The 19,593-nt window shown below is 70.2% G+C and carries 23 protein-coding genes; 8 read left to right on the top strand and 15 right to left on the bottom strand.

What is annotated here, in order from left to right; translation table 11 throughout:
• Positions 1–137 precede the first annotated feature (137 nt).
• Entirely contained in the window at positions 138–503 is a 366-nt protein-coding gene (locus AS850_RS14310; protein WP_123955540.1) for a hypothetical protein, read from the top strand.
• On the opposite strand, the gene AS850_RS17085 is transcribed toward AS850_RS14310, so the two are convergent.
• From AS850_RS17085 to AS850_RS14350, 8 genes are all read right to left on the bottom strand, one after another.
• Positions 467–847, bottom strand: a complete 381-nt coding sequence (locus tag AS850_RS17085; protein ID WP_119869725.1) for a helix-turn-helix domain-containing protein — start codon at positions 845–847, stop codon at positions 467–469. The two genes, AS850_RS14310 and AS850_RS17085, sit on opposite strands and share 37 nt — an antisense overlap.
• Positions 786–1,013 carry a hypothetical protein gene (locus AS850_RS14320; RefSeq protein WP_119869726.1) on the bottom strand — a complete coding sequence of 76 codons (228 nt, stop codon included), beginning with the start codon at positions 1,011–1,013 and terminating at the stop codon, positions 786–788. The genes AS850_RS17085 and AS850_RS14320 overlap by 62 nt, the downstream gene beginning before the upstream one ends.
• A 38-nt stretch (positions 1,014–1,051) precedes the next feature.
• Positions 1,052–1,435, bottom strand: a complete 384-nt coding sequence (gene rbsD, locus AS850_RS14325; protein ID WP_119869727.1) for a D-ribose pyranase — start codon at positions 1,433–1,435, stop codon at positions 1,052–1,054.
• A complete protein-coding gene (locus AS850_RS14330; protein WP_119869728.1) occupies positions 1,432–2,427 on the bottom strand; it encodes a ribokinase in 996 nt (331 codons plus the stop codon). Before AS850_RS14330 ends, rbsD begins: the two co-directional genes overlap by 4 nt.
• The gene (locus AS850_RS14335; protein WP_119869729.1) at positions 2,424–3,368 is read right to left on the bottom strand and encodes a substrate-binding domain-containing protein; all 945 of its coding nucleotides are present in this window, start codon (positions 3,366–3,368) and stop codon (positions 2,424–2,426) included. The genes AS850_RS14330 and AS850_RS14335 overlap by 4 nt, the downstream gene beginning before the upstream one ends.
• A 59-nt stretch (positions 3,369–3,427) precedes the next feature.
• Positions 3,428–4,399 (bottom strand): ABC transporter permease, encoded by a 972-nt coding sequence (locus AS850_RS14340; RefSeq protein ID WP_119869730.1) that lies wholly within the window; start codon positions 4,397–4,399, stop codon positions 3,428–3,430.
• A gap of 65 nt (positions 4,400–4,464) precedes the next feature.
• Positions 4,465–5,976 (bottom strand): sugar ABC transporter ATP-binding protein, encoded by a 1,512-nt coding sequence (locus AS850_RS14345; RefSeq protein WP_119869731.1) that lies wholly within the window; start codon positions 5,974–5,976, stop codon positions 4,465–4,467.
• Positions 5,973–7,043, bottom strand: coding sequence for a LacI family DNA-binding transcriptional regulator (locus AS850_RS14350; protein WP_119869732.1), 1,071 nt, complete (start codon positions 7,041–7,043; stop codon positions 5,973–5,975). The genes AS850_RS14345 and AS850_RS14350 overlap by 4 nt, the downstream gene beginning before the upstream one ends.
• A 154-nt stretch (positions 7,044–7,197) precedes the next feature.
• Here AS850_RS14350 and AS850_RS14355 point away from each other — a divergent pair, with 154 nt between their 5' ends.
• The 5 genes from AS850_RS14355 to AS850_RS14370 all read left to right on the top strand — a co-directional run bounded on the left by AS850_RS14355 (position 7,198) and on the right by AS850_RS14370 (position 10,817).
• Entirely contained in the window at positions 7,198–8,271 is a 1,074-nt protein-coding gene (locus tag AS850_RS14355) for a DUF559 domain-containing protein (protein WP_164088469.1), read from the top strand.
• Between the two features lie 122 nt (positions 8,272–8,393).
• On the top strand, positions 8,394–9,038 hold the full coding sequence (locus AS850_RS16865; protein ID WP_236940745.1) for a hypothetical protein: 645 nt from the start codon (positions 8,394–8,396) through the stop codon (positions 9,036–9,038).
• A 53-nt stretch (positions 9,039–9,091) separates the two neighbouring features.
• Positions 9,092–9,514, top strand: a complete 423-nt coding sequence (gene arr / locus AS850_RS16870; RefSeq protein WP_236940746.1) for an NAD(+)--rifampin ADP-ribosyltransferase — start codon at positions 9,092–9,094, stop codon at positions 9,512–9,514.
• 86 nt (positions 9,515–9,600) lie between these two features.
• Positions 9,601–10,227, top strand: coding sequence for an acyltransferase family protein (locus tag AS850_RS14365; protein WP_164088470.1), 627 nt, complete (start codon positions 9,601–9,603; stop codon positions 10,225–10,227).
• Positions 10,176–10,817: an acyltransferase family protein gene (locus AS850_RS14370; RefSeq protein WP_216819772.1), complete on the top strand. Its 642-nt coding sequence runs from the start codon at positions 10,176–10,178 to the stop codon at positions 10,815–10,817. Before AS850_RS14365 ends, AS850_RS14370 begins: the two co-directional genes overlap by 52 nt.
• A gap of 40 nt (positions 10,818–10,857) precedes the next feature.
• Here the strand turns inward: AS850_RS14370 and AS850_RS14375 are convergent, their stop codons facing one another.
• Entirely contained in the window at positions 10,858–12,180 is a 1,323-nt protein-coding gene (locus AS850_RS14375; protein ID WP_119869736.1) for an L-lactate MFS transporter, read from the bottom strand.
• Between the two features lie 163 nt (positions 12,181–12,343).
• Here AS850_RS14375 and AS850_RS14380 point away from each other — a divergent pair, with 163 nt between their 5' ends.
• Both AS850_RS14380 and AS850_RS14385 read left to right on the top strand, forming a co-directional pair.
• Positions 12,344–13,303 (top strand): sugar phosphate isomerase/epimerase family protein, encoded by a 960-nt coding sequence (locus AS850_RS14380; protein WP_236940747.1) that lies wholly within the window; start codon positions 12,344–12,346, stop codon positions 13,301–13,303.
• A 22-nt stretch (positions 13,304–13,325) separates the two neighbouring features.
• Positions 13,326–14,279 carry a 3-hydroxyacyl-CoA dehydrogenase family protein gene (locus AS850_RS14385; RefSeq protein ID WP_119869738.1) on the top strand — a complete coding sequence of 318 codons (954 nt, stop codon included), beginning with the start codon at positions 13,326–13,328 and terminating at the stop codon, positions 14,277–14,279.
• Positions 14,280–14,296: 17 nt separating this feature from the next.
• On the opposite strand, the gene AS850_RS14390 is transcribed toward AS850_RS14385, so the two are convergent.
• From AS850_RS14390 to AS850_RS14415, 6 genes are all read right to left on the bottom strand, one after another.
• Positions 14,297–15,010, bottom strand: coding sequence for a GntR family transcriptional regulator (locus tag AS850_RS14390; protein WP_119869739.1), 714 nt, complete (start codon positions 15,008–15,010; stop codon positions 14,297–14,299).
• Positions 15,007–15,768 (bottom strand): triose-phosphate isomerase family protein, encoded by a 762-nt coding sequence (locus AS850_RS14395; protein ID WP_119869740.1) that lies wholly within the window; start codon positions 15,766–15,768, stop codon positions 15,007–15,009. The genes AS850_RS14390 and AS850_RS14395 overlap by 4 nt, the downstream gene beginning before the upstream one ends.
• 10 nt (positions 15,769–15,778) lie before the next feature.
• Complete coding sequence (locus tag AS850_RS14400; RefSeq protein WP_119869741.1) at positions 15,779–16,237, bottom strand: ribose-5-phosphate isomerase; 459 nt, start codon at positions 16,235–16,237, stop codon at positions 15,779–15,781.
• Positions 16,234–17,991, bottom strand: a complete 1,758-nt coding sequence (locus AS850_RS14405) for a dihydroxyacetone kinase family protein (RefSeq protein ID WP_119869742.1) — start codon at positions 17,989–17,991, stop codon at positions 16,234–16,236. The genes AS850_RS14400 and AS850_RS14405 overlap by 4 nt, the downstream gene beginning before the upstream one ends.
• Positions 17,992–18,278: 287 nt before the next feature.
• Complete coding sequence (locus AS850_RS14410) at positions 18,279–18,626, bottom strand: sigma factor (RefSeq protein ID WP_119870350.1); 348 nt, start codon at positions 18,624–18,626, stop codon at positions 18,279–18,281.
• 84 nt (positions 18,627–18,710) lie between these two features.
• Positions 18,711–19,592 (bottom strand): carbon-nitrogen hydrolase family protein, encoded by an 882-nt coding sequence (locus AS850_RS14415; protein WP_119870351.1) that lies wholly within the window; start codon positions 19,590–19,592, stop codon positions 18,711–18,713.
• Between the last annotated feature and the right edge of the window lies 1 nt (position 19,593).

The raw sequence follows: 19,593 nt of genomic DNA on the forward strand, positions 1-19,593 counted from the left end.
CTGCGACGATGGACATGCCCTCGGCGCGGCGAGATGCGACGACTCGCCGCCGTAAGTCAGCCTTGCGGCGGAGGCCAGCGGCTGCCCGCTGCGTCAGACTGACGCCAAGCCCTTACACGGCGCTGAGGGGAGTCCAAGTGACCGAGGTTGACAATGTCACCGATGGGAACGCGACGGAAAAACCTCGGTGGACGTGGAGGCGGGTCGCTGGGGTAGCTGCCGTCGTACTGGGCGTGCTCGCTGTGCTGGAGTCGGTCGTGCTTGCGTGGTCGTTGCAGGGCATTTCCGAGCCAATGGATCGCCCGCTACATTTCTTGACGGAGGCGGGAGGAGTGACCATCGTTGCTCTTCCACTGACCATCGTGATCGTCGTCGGAGTTGCGCTCGTCGCTGGCACGGAGCCTGGTCGCGCCAGACGGCTCGGGATCATCGCAGGCCTTGTGGCGGTAGCTACGTTCCCCGTGTTCTACGTCGCCGCCGCGCTATTCCCCGTCCGAAACTGACAGCGCGGGAAGACCACCAGCGCGTCGCCTGCGGCCCTCATCGCCGACAAGACGCCGCGAGGTACCTGTAGAGGGTGGGTACGGGAGAGGCCGAGCGTCTTGGCAATGTCTACGGCCTTTTCGCCCTCGTCGCTGAGCTTGACTGCTAAGGCGGCCTTCTCGCTATCCATAGCCCGTGGGCGGCCCCCTAAGTACCCCTGAGTCTTCGCCTCGGCCAGACCGGAGCGCGTGCGGCGCTGAATAAAACGGCGCTCCATCTGGGCGGCGCGGCACGCGAGCCGATCAGGCCGGCGTCCCCGGCGGCAGCTCCTCCACCGTGATCTCGCTGAAATCCTCGTGGCCATTGATGCGCCACCAGAGCGGCTCGTTCTTGTACGTGCCCTTCGCGCCGAGCTCGACCCAGGCGCCCTCTCTGAGCCTGTACTGCGTGGCGCCGGTCACGCGGTAGTACTCCGGCTCGTAGCCGGGCACACCCTCGTGACGGTTCATCAGGTAGTACTCGGTGGTCATCGCTCCAGGCTAGCCACCGTCGCACTTCCAGCCACGGGTCAGAACGGGACGCCGCAGTACAGCAGCGCGTTCGCGAACGGGGTCGCCTCGCCGGTCCGGATGAACAGCCGCGCGTCCGACGAACGCTCCTTGAGGGCCTCGTGGCCGATGTGGTCGACGCGGTCGAAGCGCGCCGTGAGCCACTCGTCCGCGACGGTGCCCTGCGCCTCCGTCGCAGCGACGCAGGTCTCGAACACAGCGTCCCCGAGCAGGGCGTCGAGGACGTCCTCGAAGCGCGGCACCCCGTGCACGAGAGCGAGATCGACGAACGGCACCCCCGGAGGGACGGGCAGCCCGCAGTCGGCGACGACGACCAGGTCGCCGTGCCCGAGCCGGCTCAGCCCGGCGTTCAGCGACGCGTTGAGGATCCCCGCGCGCTTCACGTCGGCACCGCCATCGAGTCGGTCCCTGCGCCGCGCGAGGCATCCGGAGAACCCGCCCCGGAGTCCTCGCCCTCGGACACACTCGGCAGCTCGTCCGCGAGCGTCGGATACGACGCCTGCGTCCCCGCCCGCTGCACGGTGAACGCACCTACGCGCACCGCCTGCCGGGCAGCCTCGAGCAGAGTCGACCCCGCTGCCAGCGCTGCGCCGAGCGCACCGACGAAGGCGTCGCCCGCTCCCGACGAATCCACGGCGACGACCCGGGGCGACGGCACGGCGTGCACGTCGTCGCCATCGGCGACGAGCGCGCCGCGGGCCCCGAGCGTGATGACCACGCTGGGGACACCCGCATCCTGCAGGCCCGCCACCAGTTCGGCTTCGGTCTCGGGCACGGTCTGCCCGGGCCGCAGGTGCCCGAGCACGAGGGCCGCTTCGTGCTCGTTGACGACGAGCGGGTCGGCACGGCGGACGACGTCCGGGCCCAGCTCGATCACGGGTGCCAGGTTCAGCAGCAGCCGACCGGTCGCGAGCTGTGCGGCCCGTGCGATGCCGTCGGCCGGGATCTCGCCCTGCAGGATCACGACCGCCGCACCCCCGATGACGGAGGCGGACCGCTCGACCACGTCCGCCGTCATCCTGCCGTTCGCGCCGGGAACGACGACGATCGTGTTCTCCCCCGCCGCGTCGACGGTGACCGTCGCGAGACCGGTCGGCCCCTCCACGGTGCCGACGCCGGCGATGTCCACGCCGCTCTCCGCGAGGAGGCTGGTCGCGATCTCGGCGTCCCCGTCGTCGCCGACGAGGCCGATCATGGTGGTCGCGGCACCGCGACGCGCGGCGGCGACGGCCTGGTTGGCGCCCTTGCCGCCGGGAAGGAACGTCAGCGATCTCGCGATGACGGTCTCGCCCGGCAGCGGGTGCCGTTCGACGGTGACCACGTGATCGACGTTGAGCGAACCCACGACGACGACGGATCCTGCTTCTTCTCTCACTTGCTGAAGTCACCCACGTTGGTCTTCGTGACCGACACGACGGGAACGGAGACCGTCTTCGTGGCCTTGCCGTCGATCGCCAGGAGAGCCTGGTCGACGGCGAGGGCGCCGAGCTTGGCAGGCTGCTGCGCGATGGTGCTGCTCAGCGTGCCGTCCTTGATCGCGGAGAGGCCGTCGTCCTCGCCGTCGAAGCTGGCGACCTTGACGCTCGTGCCCGCCTTGGAACCGAGGGCCTTGATCGCCCCGAGGGCCATCTCGTCGTTCTCGGCGAAGATGCCGACGATGCCGGGGTGGGCCTGGAGGAGGTTGGTGGTGACGTCGAGGGCGGTGGCGCGGTCGAAGTTCGCGGTCTGCTCCCCGACGACCTTGATGTTCGGGTACTTCTTGATGCCCTCGGCGAAGCCCTTGCCGCGGTCGCGGCTGGCCGAGGTGCCGGCCTGTCCCTGGAGGACGAGGATGTCGCCCTTCTCGCCGATCGCCTTCGCGAGGTCCTCGGCAGCCTGCTCGCCGCCGGCGACGTTGTCGCTGGCGATGAAGGAGGCGGTGGTCGCGCCGTTGACGGTCCGGTCGACCGCGACGACGGGGATGTCGCCCTTGTTGAGAGCGGAGACCGAGGAACCCACGGCATCCGAGTCCACCGGGTTCACGATGACGGCCTTGGCGCTGCCGGATGCGGCCGTCTGGAGCTGGTTCGACTGCTGGGCGGAGTCGTTCTGCGCGTCGACGATCTCGAGGTCGACGCCCTTCTTCGCGGCTTCCGCCTTGGCGCCGTCGCGGACCTCGATGAAGAACGGGTTGTTGAGGGTGGAGAGGGAGAGCACGACCTTGGGGTTCGCACCGGCTCCCGAGCTCGCGCGATTGCAGCCGGCGGTGCCGACGAGGACGAGTGCGGCGACGGCGCCGATGGTCGCGGCCTTGCGGGTGGTGGAGGAGAACTTCATCGTCGGATCCTTGCTGCGTGGTGGGTGATGGTGGTGATGGAGGGAGAAAGGGAGGAGGGTCAGCTGCTGCGGGTCTTGCGACGGAGCACGTCGAACCCGACGGCGATCGCGATGACGAGGCCGATGACGACCTGCTGCCAGAACGAGCTGACGTTCAGCAGGTTGAGTCCGTTGCGGATCACGACGAGCACGAGCGCGCCGATGAAGGTGCCCGAGATCCGGCCGACGCCGCCCGCCAGGGAGGCGCCGCCGATGACGACCGAGGCGATGGCGTCGAGCTCGTAGCCGCTGGCGGCCTGCGGCTGGGCCGAGTCGAGGCGGCCCGCGAGGAGCAGACCGGCGAGGGCGGCGAACAGCCCGGAGAGGGCGAACACGACGACCACGATGCGCTTGACGGGCAGGCCGGAGAGCCGGGCGGCCTCGGCGTTGCCGCCGACCGCGAACATCGACCGGCCGAGGACGGTGCGGTTCAGCAGGAAGGAGGCCACGACGGCCGCGATGACGAGCACGATGATCGGCACGGGGACGGGCCCGATGTCGCTGCCGAGGAACGACACCTGGGGTGAGGTCGGCAGCGGTCGGCCGTCCGAGATGACGAGGGTCAGGCCGCGCGCGACGCTCAGCATGGCGAGCGTGGCGATGAAGGAGGGCAGCTTGCCGTAGGCGCTCGCCAGGCCGTTGACGGCTCCGGCGATGATGCCGACGGCGAGGCCCGCGATCAGGGCGAGCCACCCGGGCAGCCCGGACGTGCTGAAGAAGTAGCCGGAGCTCATGGACGCGAGCGCGGCGACCGACCCGACCGACAGGTCGATGCCTCCGGCGACGATGACGAACGTCACTCCGAAGGCGAGCACCGCGACGGTGGACACCTGGATGCCGATGTTGAGGATGTTGCGGCCCGTGAGGAAGTCGGGCGTCGCGATGAACAGCGCGATGCAGAGCACGACGAGCCCGACGAGGGCGCCGTTGTTCGCGAGGAATTTCGTGAAGGAGAAGGACCGGGTGGGGGCCTTCGCAGCGATCGATGACATGCGGGTGCTTTCTGTGGGTACTGCGCTGTACGCGGAAGAGGGGGAAGCGGGTGGGGTGACGGCGCTCAGGCGACGTCGACGTCGGCGACGTCTCGGGCGGCGAGGGTCATGACGGCGTCCTCGGTGGCGTCGGCGCCGGAGAGCTCGCCGGCGATACGGCCGTCCCGCATCACCAGGATCCGGTCGCTCATGCCGAGGACCTCGGGCAGTTCGCTCGAGACCATGACGACGGCTCCGCCGGCCTCGGTGATGCGGTTGATGAGCTCGTAGATCTCGACCTTGGCGCCGACGTCGACGCCGCGGGTGGGCTCGTCGAGCAGCAGGACGGTGGACCGGGCCAGGATCCAGCGGCCGAAGACCGCCTTCTGCTGGTTGCCGCCGGAGAGCGAGCCGATGGGCTGATCGATGTCGTTCATCCGGATGCGGAGCGTCGTCGCGACCTCCTCCGCCCGTCGCTTCTGCCCGGCGAAGTCGACGAGGCCGCCTCGCGCGGTGGAGGCGAGGGTGGCGAAGCCGAGGTTGTCGTTGACGGAGGCGCCGAGCACGAGGCCCTGGCCCTTGCGGTCCTCGGGCACGTGCCCGATGCCCGCCTGGATCGCCGCCTTGACGCTCCCGGCCGCGAGGCGCTTTCCGCGCACGGTGACGGTCCCCGAGTCGTACCCGTCGGCTCCTGCGATCGCGCGGACGAGTTCCGTCCGGCCCGCGCCGACGAGGCCGGAGATACCGAGGATCTCCCCCGCGTGGACCGTGAGCGACACGTCCTGGAAGCGACCGGCGGAGGTGAGGTGTTCGACGCGCAGCACCTCGTTCGACGAGTCGACGACGGCGTCGCCTGTCGGGTACTGCTCCTCGATGCTGCGGCCGACCATGAGACGGACGAGCTCGTCCTCGGGCGTCGACGCGGGGACCTCGGCGACGAAGTGTCCGTCCCGGAGGACGGCCACCGTGTCGCCGATCTCGGCGATCTCGTCGAGGTGGTGACTGATGAAGAGCATGCCGACGCCGCGAGCGCGGAGGTCGCCGACGACGCGGAAGAGGTTCTCGGTCTCGTGACGGGTGAGGGCGGCCGTCGGCTCGTCGAGGATCAGGATCCTGGCGTCCACGCTGAGCGCCTTGGCGATCTCGACGAGCTGCTGCCGGGCGATCCCGAGCTCCCCGACGGGGGTGTCGACGTCGACGTCGAGCCCGATCGTGGCGAGCGCCTCCTCGGCCCGACGGCGCAGCGTCTTGCGGTCGAGCAGGCCGAAGCGCTTGGGCAGGCGGCCCATCATGACGTTCTCCGCGACGCTCAGGGAGTCGACGAGGTTGAGTTCCTGGTGGATGGTGGCGATGCCGAGGCGCTCGGCGGCGCTGACGTTCGGGAGGGACACGGGCTCGCCGTCGACGAGGATCCGGCCGCCGTCGGGCTGGTAGATGCCGGACATCATCTTGATGAGCGTCGACTTGCCCGCCCCGTTCTCGCCGAGGAGCACCTGCACCTGCCCGGCATGGACGTCGACGGTGACGTCCGAGATGACCTGGACGGGGCCGAACGATTTGCTCACCTTGTCCAGGGTGAGGAGGGGTCGTGTCGTCATGCGGATTCCTTGGGGTGGAGAGGAGAGGTGTCGGAGGAGCGCGACCGTGCGCTCGCGCGACGTCCGTCGAAGGGGGTGGAGGAGGACGCGCGGACGATCAGCTCGCTCGGCAGTCGGACCGACGCGGGGGTCCTGCCCGCGATGACCTCGAGCAGGAGTTCCATCGCGACCCGCCCCATGTCCTCGACGCTGTGGGCGACGACGCTGAGGGCGGGCTCCAGCAGCGAGAACCACTCGATGTCGTCGAACGCCACGAGCGCGATGTCCGAGCCGATGCGGAAGCCGAGGCGGTGGAGGATCGCGATCGCGCCGACGGCCATCAGGCTGTCGGCGGCGAAGATCGCGGTCGGGGGTTCGTCGAGGGCCAGGAGGCTGCTGACGCCGGCCGATCCGCTCGCGGCCTGGAAGTCGCCGAAGACGATGAGCGCAGGATCCTGGCTGAGACCCGCTTCCGCGATCGCCTCCTGGTAGGCGGTGAACCGCTCGCGCCCCGTCGACACGCTCTGCGGACCGGCGATGTAGCCGATCCTCGTGTGCCCGTTGGCCTTCAGATGGGCGACGGTCTGACGGATGCCCGTGGAGCTGTCGGTCGTCACCGTGGGCACGTCGATGCCCGGGATCACGCGGTCGACGAAGACGGTCGGGATGTCGCGGGCGACGAGCTGCTGCACGGTGCCGGTGTCGTCGCCCTGGGGGGCCACGATGACCCCGTCGACGCGCCGGGCGATGAGCGTGTCGAGGTAGCGGTTCTGCTGGTCGGCCCGCTCGTTGGCGTTGCCGAGGAGCGTCACGTAGCCGACCTCGAGCGCGGCCTGCTCGATGGTGTGGGCGAGGTCGGCGAAGAAGGGGTTGCGGACGTCCGAGACGAGGAGGCCGATGGTGTCGGTGCGCGTCACCCGCAGCGCGCGTGCCTGGAGGTTCGGGCGGAAGTCGAGCTCCCGAGCGGCCTGCTCGACGAGCCGTCGCGAATCCACGGAGGTGGCCGAGCTGCCGGAGAGCACCCGCGACGCGGTCGCCACGGAGACGCCGGCGCGCGCGGCGACGTCCTTGATCGTGACGTTGTTCATCGAGGCACTCCGTTGTGGGTCGCTGTCAGCCGAGGCTGTGGAATCGTTTCCATGGGAACGATTCCATGACTATAGACAGCGCTCGTCGACGCTGTCAACACGGTCGAGCCCGAAGCCGAAGGGGCCTGTCAGCGAACCAGGGCAGCATGCGGGGGTGACACCACCTCCGCCGCGTCTCGCTCCGAACGGTGCGGTGCCGGGCCCCGAGCATCCTGCCGGGACCGTCGTCGCCTCGCACAACCCGGTGACGTCCAAGACGGAGCAGGACCTCCGGCAGCGCCTGATCCATGCCGGCCTGCCGCTGCACCCCGGACGGAGCGCCCTGCAGTGCGGGTTCGACGAAGTGAGCGGCACCTGGCCCGTCCTCACCCCCGACTTCCTCGTCACGGGCAGCAGGGTCTGCGTCGAGTTCGACTCCGGGTACACCCACGCGGGCGAGGAGAACACCGACCGCCGCCGGAACCACCTCCTCGCCGGCATCGGATGGACGGTGGTGCGCCTCCGCACCGGCGGCCTGCCCGCGCTGGGCCCGTACGACGTCACGACCGAGACGACGTCCTTCACCGTCGCCGCCGTGGCGGCACTGGTCGAGTCCGTCCGCGACGCGGTCGAAGGCCGACCGGGACGCGTGCGGCACGTCCCGAAGGCGGCGCCCACGAAGCGGAAGACGAGCCGGCTCGGGTCGATCGCGCGGCACAAACGCCTCGAGAACGCTTTCTACGCCTCCTGGGCTCTCGACTCGGGAGAGACGGCGCGGCTGGTGATCATGGCCGACGGTCACTTCCTGGGCGGCACCGGTGCCGGATGGGGGACTCCTGCGTTCATCGTCCGCCTGGGTCTCGACCGGCTCGACCGGACCAAGTGGCGGGGCAACCTCGAGGAGCTCCTCTCCGACCTGCCCGACGAGGCCCTGCGGCCGACGAGCTGGTTCCCGTGGGGGGACGAGCTCTTCACCGGGGTCCACGCCGACGACGTGCACGTGGATCGGACCTTCAACGTCGGCGCGCAGGCGCACATCGGCACCCTGAACCTGCCCTCCGTCACGACCTGGACGGCGGAGTCCGTCGCGTGCGCCGACGGCGGGACGCTCGAGCTGCACCCGGAGGCGGTCGATGCGGGCTGGCGGTTCGCCGATCTCCGGCAGCACACCGGCCGCGACGGCGTCTTCCAGAAGTACCTGCTGATGCGGGACGGCCCCCGGCGGGGCCTCCAGGCAGCCGGGTCCTAGCCTCCCGCTCTGTCGGCGTGCCGCCCGATGGCGGTTCGTGCGTCCCAGAGATCGCGAGAACGTGCTTTTCTGTCGGTGCCCATGATTTCGCCTCCCACCACCTGGATCTGCCGAGACCGCTGATGAACAGACCCGAACTCCCAGAGATCCGACTCGTCGACGGGGTTCCGGTCGTCGAGAGCTGGTCGCCGTCCCTCCTGGCCGATCTCCTCGTGACCTACGAGGTGGAGATGATCTCGGCCGGCTTCGACGCCCGGCAGTACTTGGGCCCGGGCCTGTCAGAGGAGGCGGTGCGCTCTCAATTGGCGGCGTTGCAGATGACCCCGACGAGCGAATTGATCTCCTGGTTCGCCTGGGCGAATGGCGCCAGTGTTCCCTTGCCGGGGATTCACCCAGCCAGCCTCGAGAAAGCCATCGAGATGTACGTCCTGGTCCACCTCCCGATGTACGAAGAGCCTGAGCCCGGACTAGAGGACATCACCTGGGGTGTAGGAAAAGGATGGCTTCGCCTCGAACTCGACAACTACAGCAAAGCCGTCGACTGCAATCCAGGACCGAGGAATCCGCCAGAAGTTCACCAGACGACGCCCGAATTCGGTCAATTCAACGACACGTGGGGGCGCTGCCGATCGCTTTGCACACTCGTCACCTGGTGGATCGAGGGGCTGCGAGGCGGAGCCTACGAGTGGAATGCCTCTCTTCGGACCTGGTTCGTCGGGGACTTCTCGGCGATCCCCGAGCTGCAGAAACGGTACGGGCTCGCTTAGCGAAGGACACCTTCAGGACGGTCTCGCCTCGACGGCGGTCGTACAATCCCGGCGTGACCGCATCCCAGGGAACGGGGCCGTTCTATCACGGCACCACCGCCGAGCTCCGCGCCGGAGACCACCTCTCGCCCGGCTTCCCGTCGAACTACCGGCCCGACGTGATCATGAACCACGTCTACTTCACAGCCCTCCGCGACGGCGCCGGCCTCGCGGCGGAGATCGCCGCCGAGCTCGCCTCCGAGCAGCGCACTCCGCGGGTCTACCTCGTCGAACCCACCGGCGCGTTCGAGGACGACCCCAACGTCACGGACAAGAAGTTCCCCGGCAACCCGACCCGGTCGTACCGGAGCGCGGAGCCGCTTCGCGTCCTCGCCGAGATCACCGACTGGATCCGGCTCACGCCCGAAGCCCTCCAGCAGTGGCGCGAGCGCATCGTCGACGTACCGCCCGAGCGGCGAGGCGAGATCCTCAACTGACGAACGGCGCCGGATGCCGGCCCAGCAGCACCCGACCCCGTTCGGGAGGCTTGTCCTCCGAACGGAGGACCCGTAGCTTCAGGCGGGTGACCTCACCCGCGGCCCGAACCGCTGACACCGAGGGCCCGGCCTCGCCCGCGCCCGCCGAAGCCACGGCTCCCGCCGCACCCACGACTCCTGCCGCCCCGCGCCGCTTCGAGAACCTCGACGGACTCCGCGGAGTCGCCGCCGCCACCGTGCTGCTCTACCACGCCGTCATGGTCGTGCCGCAGTTCTCCGACCCGGAGTTCACGGGCCGCGGCGCCGGCTCCTGGGCCTGGTTCGACTACTCGCCGCTACGCATCGTCCTCTCGGGGACGGAGGGCGTGCTGGTCTTCTTCATCCTGAGCGGCTTCGTGCTGACGCTGCCGGTGCTGAGGGCGGCGAGGTTCCCGTGGCGGGCCTACTACCCGTCCCGGATCCTGCGGCTCTACCTGCCCGTCCTCGCGGCGATCGCCTGGTGCCTGCTCATCATCGCCGTGTTGCCGCGCGAGTCGCTGGCCCAGGCCCCGGGGGCGTACCTGCAGGATCACGCGGAACCCGTCACGCTCCTCAAGATCGCCCGCGACGCCGTGCTCCTCGACGGTGCCAACACCCTGAACGGGCCGCTGTGGTCGCTGCAGTGGGAGGTCTGTTCTCGCTCCTGCTGCCGCTCTTCGTGTTCCTCGCCGTGAAGCTCGAACGGGTCTGGCTGCAGCTGGTGTTCGTGCTCGCCGCCGTCAGCGCGGTCGGCACCGTCGCGCTCAGCACGCACCCGAGCCTCGAGTACCTGCCGGCTTTCGGCATCGGCGCCCTGTTCGCCGCGGCACTCCCCCGGCTCACCGCGCTCCTCGAGCGCGTCAACCGCTCGGCGCGTCCCGGCAACGCCTGGGTGGCGCTCACGGTGGTCGCGTCGCTCCTGCTCACGGCGCGGTGGACGCTCGCCCCCGTGCTGCCTCCGCGGCTCCTGGGCGTCACCGCCTTTCCGGTCCTGCTCGGCGCGGCCCTCTTCGTCGTCATCGCGATGGGGAGCGAGGGAGCCCGCCGCTTCCTCACGACGAGGGTCGTCCGCTGGCTCGGCATGATCTCGTTCAGCCTCTACCTGACGCACGAACCCGTCGTCGTGGGAGTCGCCCAGCTCCTGCCGCAGCCCCTGCAGAACTGGAGCGGACTCGTGTCGGTGCCCCTGTCGCTCCTGGTCGGCTGGCTGTTCTACAAGGCCGTCGAGAGGCCGGCGCACCGGCTCTCGCAGGTCGTCAAGAAACGACTGACGCCCGCGGCCTGACTCGAGGTCGGCCACGGGCGTCGCGTCCGGCATCCGAGGCTCAGGCGGTCGTGCTCGTCGCCGTCGTGGCCTTCGCAGCCGTGCCCTTCGCGTCGGCGTCCTTCGAGCGGGGCATCCGCGTGATCACCGTCAGGACGATGGAGACCAGGGCGATGATGCCCATGACCGTGTAGCCGATCGTGTAGGCCTTGTCGGCACCGACGAGCGACGCGATGATGGGCGGGCCGATGACACCGCCGAGGCTCCAGCCGATGATCATGAGGCCGTAGATCGCTCCCGCGTGCTTGACGCCGAAGAAGTCGCCGGCCGTGGCGGGCATCGTCCCGAAGCCGCCGCCGTAGCAGAGGTAGACGATCGCGGCGAGGGCGACGAAGAACGCGGGGTTGCCCGCGTGCGGGATCAGCAGGAGGCAGACGCCCTGGAGGCCGAGCATCAGGCCGAAGGCGGGCATTCTGCCGGTCCGGTTGGAGATCCAGGCCCAGAAGATGCGACCGCCGCCGTTGAAGAGCGCCAGGACGCCGACGACTCCCGCGGCTCCGGTCAGGGTGTACCCGGCGATGTCGACGGCGCTGGAGTTGGCCTGGGAGATGAGCGAGATGCCGACCGTGGTGTTCAGGGTCAGGATCGCCGTCAGCAGGTACCACTGCGGTGCGCGGAGGGCCTCGCGGCCGGTGTACTCGCGGAGGCTGTCACGGACGCGGCCGCTGGTGGACGGCACCCAGCCCGGGACCTCGTAGCCCTCCGGCGGGTTCCGGAAGAACGCGGCCCCGACGACGGAGAGCACGAGGTAGGCGAGACCGAGCGGCAGGAACGCCCACGTCGGGTTGTCCGGGTGCACGGCGATCAGCGACTGGGCCACCGGGGCCGTGAGCACGGCGCCGAAGCCGAACCCGGCGACGGCCAGACCGGTGATGAGTCCGCGCTTGTCGGGGAACCACTTCTGCAGCATGGCGATCGGGACGATGTAGGCGAGTCCGAGGCCGAAGCCGCCGATGACGCCGTAGCCGAGGATCAGCAGCCAGAACTGGCTGTGGTCGTGGGCGAGCGACGCGAGGAGCGAGCCCAGGGCGTAGATGATGCCACCGGTGATGGCGACGGGTCGCGGGCCGCGCTTGTCCTGGATCCGGCCGCCGATGTAGGTGCCGATGAAGATCATGCCGATCGTCACCTCGAACGGCAGCGACGCCTCGGGGTTCGAGAGGCCCATCGCCTTCGGGCTCTTCAGCGCCGTGCTGAAGACGCTCCAGGCGTAGACGGCGCCGATCGAGAACTGCAGCAGGAGGGCCGCGACGACGATCCACCATCGTCCCCTCGTCGGTGAGGCAGGAGCGGCGGGGCGGGTGGACTTGGCGGTATCAGTCATGCTTCTTCCGGTTCTCGCGGACGCAGCGGTCGACTGGTCGCCGAGCTGCACTGGTGGTGACGCGAGAGTGAACCTACGCCGATCCAGACAGGTTCGTCCGCGGGCGTTCCGCCATTTTTCCTATAGGATCTATGTTCAGAGCACCCCGAGCCGATGGAGGATCGTGAGCCCGACGCCGAACGACCAGAACTGGGACCCCGCGACCTGGACGGCCGAGACCTGGCCGATCGCGACGTGCCTCCACGCCTTCCCGCCCGTCGACAGGCACGGCGTCGCCCTCCACGACGCCCCCGCGGAGGTCTGGGACGACATGTTCGCCCAGATCGAGTCGGTCGGATTCCGGCTGGCCGAGCTCGCGGACAGCCACGTGCGCCCGGCCGACCTCGAGCCGGGTCGACGCGACGAATTCCTCGACATCGCCCGGTCGCACGGGGTGGGCATCCCCTCCGTGCACCTCCAGAGGCGCAGCGTCATCATGCCGGGCAGAGAGGCGGAGAACCTCGAGTACGCCCACCGGACGATCGACGGAGCCGCCGAGTGGGGGATGAAGGTCTTCTCGACGGGGCTGCATCAGCCCTTCAGCGACGCCCAGCGGCGCGCGCTCTGGTTCTGGACGGCGGAGGGCCCGAAGGACCCCGACGATCCCGACGTCTGGCAGCGGGCCGTCCGCTCCATGCGCGAGCTCGGGAAGCACGCGGCCGACGTGGGGCTGCCTCTGGCGCTGGAGATGTACGAGGACACCTACCTCGGCACGGCGGAGAGCGCCGTCCGGTTCGTCGAGGACGTGGGCCTCGACAACGTCGGCCTGAATCCGGACGTGGCGAACCTGATCCGGCTGCACCGACCGGTCGAGGACTGGCGCGACGTCTTCACCGCCACCCTGCCGTACGCGAACTACCTGCACGTGAAGAACTACTCGCGCGACGAGGCCGGCGACGGATCGTGGGCGACGTCCGCGCCGTCGACGATGGAGGCCGGCCTCATCAACTACCGGCAGGTCTTCCGGGAGGCCGTCGACGTCGGATTCCGCGGGATCATCCTCGCCGAGCAGTACGGCGGCGACAGCCTGGGCGTCTGCGCGACGAATCAGGCGTACATCCGAACGCTCTTGCCCCAGAAGTGATCACGAGAAGGAGAACCCGACGATGAGTTCCATGACAGCAGCCGTAGTCGGTTCCGGCTACATGGGGGGCGGGATCGCCCAGATGCTCGCCCTTTCGGGAGTGCCGGTGTCCCTCGCCGACGTGACGGCCGAGATCGCCGCCGCCAACCACGAACGCCTCCTCGAGGAGGCCCGCCAGTTCGTGGCCGACGGCCTCTTCCCGGCCGACGCGGTGGAGCGGATCCGGGCGCTCGTCACGCCGGCGGCGTCCGTGGAGGACGCCGTCGCCGGGGCCGACTTCATCGAGGAGGCCGTCCCGGAGAAGATCGAGATCAAGCACGCGACCCTCCGCAGGATCAGCGAGGCCGCTCGGCCGGACGCGGTCATCGGCTCGAACACGTCCACCATCCAGATCGGCGCACTGGCGACAGCGGTCGTCGGCCCCGAGCGCTTCCTCGGAGTTCACTTCTCCAACCCGGCGCCGTTCATCCCGGGTGTGGAGCTCATCCCCCACGCGACCACCACGGCGGAGGCCGTCGATCTCGCCGAGAGCGTCGTGCGCGCGACGGGCAAGCAGACCGCCCGCATCTCGGACAGCGTCGGCTTCGTCCTCAACCGCCTGCAGTACGCCCTGTTCACCGAGGCGAGCGAGATCGTCGAGGAGGGGATCGCGACGGCGGAGGACGTCGACACCATCGTCCGCACCACCTTCGGCTTCCGCCTCCCGTTCTTCGGCCCGTTCGCGATCGCGGACATGGCCGGGCTCGACGTCTACGCGTTCTGCTACGAGTCGCTCCAGACCCGGTGGCCCGAGCGGTTCGCAACTCCCCGGTCGCTGGCCGACCACGTGGCGGCCGGACACCTCGGGACCAAGTCGGGTGCGGGCTATCTCGACGTCCCGGCCGAGCGCACCGCCGAGCTCGTCGCGTACCGCAACCGCGCCTACGTCGCCATGTCGAAGCTCCTCGACGAGCTCGGTCCCCCGCCTCTCGGCTGAGGGCAGGAGCCGCGGGCTCAGACCTCCGAGTCGTGACGGGAGCGCTCCCGCACCCGTTCGATGTGATCGCGCATGGCCTGCCCGGCCGTCTGAGGTCCGACCGCGAACGCGCGCATGATGGCGCGATGCTCGGTGACGGCGTCGCCGGCGTCGGTGGCCCCGGTGTGGACCGTCTGCCGCATCCGGTGGACCCGGGTCGAGATCGAGTCGGACATGTCGAGGAGGAACGGGTTGCCCGTGCTCTCGAAGATGACGTGGTGGAAGTTCCAGTCGTCGGCGAAGTACTCGCGGATGAGCTCGAGGGGGAGCTCCCCCGTGCGTGCCGCCTCCTTGACCCGCTCGGCCGTCCGGGTGTGGCGTTCGAGGGCCTCCTCCAGGAGGGGGAGCAGCGAGTCGGCGTGACGGGCCGCGAGCTCCGCGGCTCCCCCCTCGAGCACCGCGCGGGCGTCGAAAAGGGCGTCCAGGTGCTCGGCGACGAGGGGCGGCGCCACCCGGTAGCCCTTGTTCGCGACGCGAGTGACGAGGCCCGTCCGCTCCAGCTGGACGAGCGCTTCGCGGACCGGGGTCGGCGAGACTCCGAGTTCTCGCGCGACGGCGTCGATGGACAGCCGAGTGCCCGGCTCGACCGACGGGCCGAGCAGGACGTCGAGCACCCGGTCGTAGACGTGGTCGCGGAGGCCGCGCCGCTCGAGCGACTGGACGGCCGCGACGGGGAAGAGGGGGTCGGTCATGACAGCGACAGTTTAGGGACTTCGTCGAGGATGCTCCGGACGGCCTCCGGATCGTGAGCGAATCGCCCGAGGAAGAGCCCGTCGACGGCGTCGCCGACCTCCGTGAGGAGGCCCGGGCCCGCGCTGCCGCCGTAGAGGACGCGCGAGCCCTGGCGCCCGGGGAGGCCGCGGAGGTGGGCGCCGAGGGCGAGGCCGACGTCCCGGACGTGAGCCACGGGGGCCGCCGTCGGCTGCCCGATCGCCCACACCGGCTCGTAGGCGACGACGAGCGGCCCCGTCAGGCTGAGCCGATCGGACCCCGCGAGCGCGGCGCCGAGTTGCTGCAAGCACTCGGCGACCGCCGCCTCGGCACCCCCCTGCTCGACCTCTCCGAGGCAGACGAGCGGGGTGAGGCCGTTGCGGAAGGCGGCCGCGACCTTCCGGCCGATCTGCTCGTCGGTCTCGGCGAAGAGTCTCCGGCGCTCCGCGTGCCCGATCTCCGCGAGGGTGCAGCCGAGCTCGGCCAGGACGCTGCCGCTGACCTCGCCGGTGAACGCACCGGCGTCGTCCGTGGCGATGTCTTGCGCTCCGACCCCGACCACGGGGGCGAGAATCTCCCGGGTGGCGGGGATGGACGGGAACGTGGGCAGGACGAAGAGTTCGGCCGCCCCGCTGGCGATCGCCTCGTGGTCGTCCGCGATCGCCCGGACCGCACGGCACCACTCGATCGTCTGCGCGTGGCCGAAGTACATCTTGAGGCTCACGCCGATGAGCGTCATGCCGGCCGAGTCATCGCGCCTCGTAGGCGTCGATCTCCCGCACCTTGTCGTTCGAGGCGCTGGAGGCGTCGAACTCGTAGGTGAGCCACTCGCGCACGTTCCTCCGAGCGAGCTCCAGGCCGACGACGCGCTGCCCCTGGCAGAGGACCTGGGCGTCGTTCGACAGGACGCTGCGTTCGACGCTGTAGCTGTCGTGCGCGGTGACGGCCCGGACGCCGCGGACCTTGTTGGCGGCGATGGCGACACCGAGACCGGTCCCGCAGAACAGGATCGCGCGGTCGACCTCCCCGCTCGCGACGAGCTCCGCCGCCGCCGTCGCGACCGTCGGATAGTTGGTCCCGCCCGACGCGTCCACGCCCACGTCGACGACCGACACCACCCGCTCGCTGGTCTCGAGATCCCGCTTGACGGCCTCCTTGTAGTCGAAGCCCGCGTCATCGGAACCGATGGCCACTCTCCACGTCTTCATCGTTCTCCTGCCGCTTCGTCTTCCGGTCGGTGGTCGAGGTGCTCGGAGACGGCCCGGGCGATGGCCGCGAACGACACCGCGCCGGGATCCTGCGAGCCGACGGCCTTGTCGCCGTGCGTCCGCGCGCGCCCCAGCCGGGGAGTGAGGGCCGCCGTCGACTCCGCGCCGCGTGTAGCCGCTTCCGCCGCGATCCGCCACGCGGCGGCGACGTCGGAGCCCGAGTCGACCTCCGCGGCCAGAGCGTCGGCGAAGGGGACCAGGGCGTCGACCATGGTCTTGTCGCCCACGGCCGCCTTCCCGACGGTCATGACGGCCTCCCGCCCCCGCGAGACGCCCTCCGCGATCTGCGAGGCGAGCGGCGAGGCCGCGTCGGACAGCTCGCCGGCGAGGCTCCGGAGGAGGACTCCCCACAGCGCCCCCGACGTCCCGCCGGCGCGGTCGGCCCAGGCCTCGGCCGCGGCGGTGAGGACCGTGCGGGCCCCTGCTCCTGCGGTCGTGGCCGTCTCCGCCGCGGCGAGTGCCGCCCGGGCGCCGCGCTGCATACCGATCCCGTGGTCGCCGTCGCCGGCGATCGAGTCGAGGTGGCCCCATTCCACGGTGTCGCGATCGGCGGTGGCGACGATCGTCTCGAGGATCGAGGTGATTTGACGGGCCGCGTCGCGCGACTCGGGGGACGACTCCGGCACGACCTCCGGACCGGACGCCGTCGAATCGGGCGAGTCCACGAGGGCGGAGTCGTCGGCGACGGAGCCGCGGGTCAGGGCGGGGGTGTCGGCGGGCGCGGTCCAGAGGCGTTCGAGTTCGTCGTCGAGCCAGAGAAGGGTCAGGGAGGCACCCGCCATGTCGAAGCTGGTGCAGAACTCGCCCACCTGAGGGTCGACGATGGTGAGCCCCCGCTCCTCGAGGAGGGCCGCGACGCGGCGGTAGACGATGAAGAGCTCTTCGGTCTTGACGGACCCGAGACCATTCAGGAGAGGCACGACTCGAGCACCGTCCAGATCGACACCGTCGGGGATCTCGGCCTCCGCGAGGAGCGTGTCGACGAACAGCGCCGCGAGGCCGTCGGCCGTGGGGATGTCCGTCTCGTCGATCCCCGGTTCGCCGTGGATCCCGAGCCCGACGGCCATGCGACCCTCCGGGACGGAGAAGAGCGGCTCGTCGGCGCCCGGCAGCGTGCAGCCGGTGAAGGCGACACCCATCGACCGGGTCCGGTCGTTGGCCGAGATCGCGACGCGCTCGACGTCGTCGAGGTCCAGCCCCTCGGCAGCGGCGGCGCCGGCCACCTTGAACACCGTCAGGTCGCCCGCGATGCCCCGGCGGCTGGAGCGCTCCTCGGGGCGAGCGCTGAAGACGTCGTCGGTGACGAGGACGGTGCGGCACTCGATCCCGTCCGCGGCCACGGCCTCCTGCGCCGCGGTGAAGTTGAGGACGTCGCCCGCGTAGTTGCCGTAGCTGAGGAGGACTCCTCCCCCGCGCTCGCTGGCGCGGATGACGGATTCGACCTGCACCGACGACGGCGACGAGAAGAGGTTGCCCATGGCCGCTCCGTGGGCGAGGCCCGGGCCGACGAGGCCTCCGAAGGCGGGGTAGTGGCCGGATCCGCCGCCGATCACCAGGGCGACGCCGGGCTCCGACGAGCGAGTCGCCCGCGTCACTCCCCCGCGGACCTGCTTGACGTAGGTGCGATTGGCGAGGACGAAACCCTCGATCATCTCGTCGACGAAATCGCCGGGTTCATTCCACAGTCGCGTCACGTGTGCTCCTCCATTGGACCAGGTGTGAATGCGCAAGATCCTACAGGATCGAGGAAAGAGGCGCGAGAGCGCAGTTGCGTCGCGACGACCCGGCTCCGGAAACAGGCAGGCCCTCCGGCTCCGAAGAGCCGAAGGGCCGCGGCCATCCCAGAAGAGGAAACCGGATCAGGAGAATCCCCTCGCGACGTGCCAGCCGGTTACCATCCGGCAGGGTCAGGTTAGAGCGTTTCCATCGGAAGCGTGCTGACAATTCTCGATGCCGAGTCGCCGTGCCGCCGCGCCGACGGTCAGAGCGCTTCGACGGCGCGGATCCGCTCGACGGCACGGCGCTGCGCGATGGCGAGCATCCAGCTCAGGGCGTCGCCCCGACCGGCGTCGTAGCGAGGGGCGTGCCGCCAGAGCTCGAGGTACGCCTCCTGGGCGACCTCCTCGGACTGCGCGGGGTCGCGGACGGAGCGCGTCACGAGGCCGAGCACGCGCGCGGCCGTCCGATCGTAGAGGGCGGCGAAGGCGCGGCGATCACCGCGTCCGGCCAGGGCGAGGAGATCGTCGACGGTGATGACCGTCGAGGATCCGGTGCCGCTGCCGGGTGAGGCGGAAGCGGTGCTGCCTGAAGAAGCTGCGCGAGAGGTCATGCGTCCCTGGGTCGTCGACTGCACCGGAAGGGGCAGGGCCTCGAAATGGATCCGCGGGGGGAGAACCCCTCGCTTCCTCGGACCCTACGCACGCCCCGGGGATCGTGTCGCCCCCACAACGGGGGTGTCCGACCCGTATGCGGCCTCCACCCGGTCGCGGAGGTGGTTCATCGTGCGCCGGGCCCGTGCCACCCCCGCCTCCACGTCGACCGTCGCCTCGGCCAGGCCGCCCTTCGCCCAGGTCTTCGACACGATCTCGCCCGCCGGGTCGACGATCTTCGCCTGACCCAGGAAGCGCAGCCCGCCCAGCACGCCGGTCTGGTTGGACGAGACGAGGTAGACCTGGTTCTCGGCCGCTCGGGCGCAGTCGTAGAGGTCGAACAGGTGGGCCTGGCGGTCGTTGCGGAGGCGGTCCGAGCGGTCGGTGATGCTCGCCGGCCACGCGCTCAGGCAGGCGAGGATGGTCGCGCCGTCCAGGGCCAGGGTGCGCGCCGACTCCGGGTAGGTCTTGTCGAAGTCGATCAGCATGCCCAGACGCCCAACGGGGGTGTCGAAGGCCGCGAAGGAGCGTCCGGCCCGGTAGACCTCCGACTCGCCGAGGGGCAGGTGCACCTTGCGGTGGGTGCCGAGGACGCCGCCGCCCTGCACGCACACGGCCGTGTTGTAGTGGACCTCGGCGCCGCCCTCGAGCGCGCGCTCGGCGACGCCGAAGCAGACCACCATGTCGCCGGCCAGCTCGGCGACCGCCTGGATCTCGGGGCCGTCCAGCTCGACGGCCGGGGGGAGCTCGCCGGTACCCGGATGCACGAGGTCGGAGAGGTAGCCGCCGAGCGTCGCATCCGGCAGGACGAAGAGGTCGGTGCCGCGATCGCGCGCCTGCTCGATCATGCCGGAGAGCTTGACCAGGGTCCTGTCGATGTCGCGGCCGAAGTGCGCGGCCACGGCGCCCATCGTGATCGATCCCATG

Source organism: Frondihabitans sp. 762G35, from assembly GCF_002074055.1.
GTDB lineage: Bacteria > Actinomycetota > Actinomycetes > Actinomycetales > Microbacteriaceae > Frondihabitans.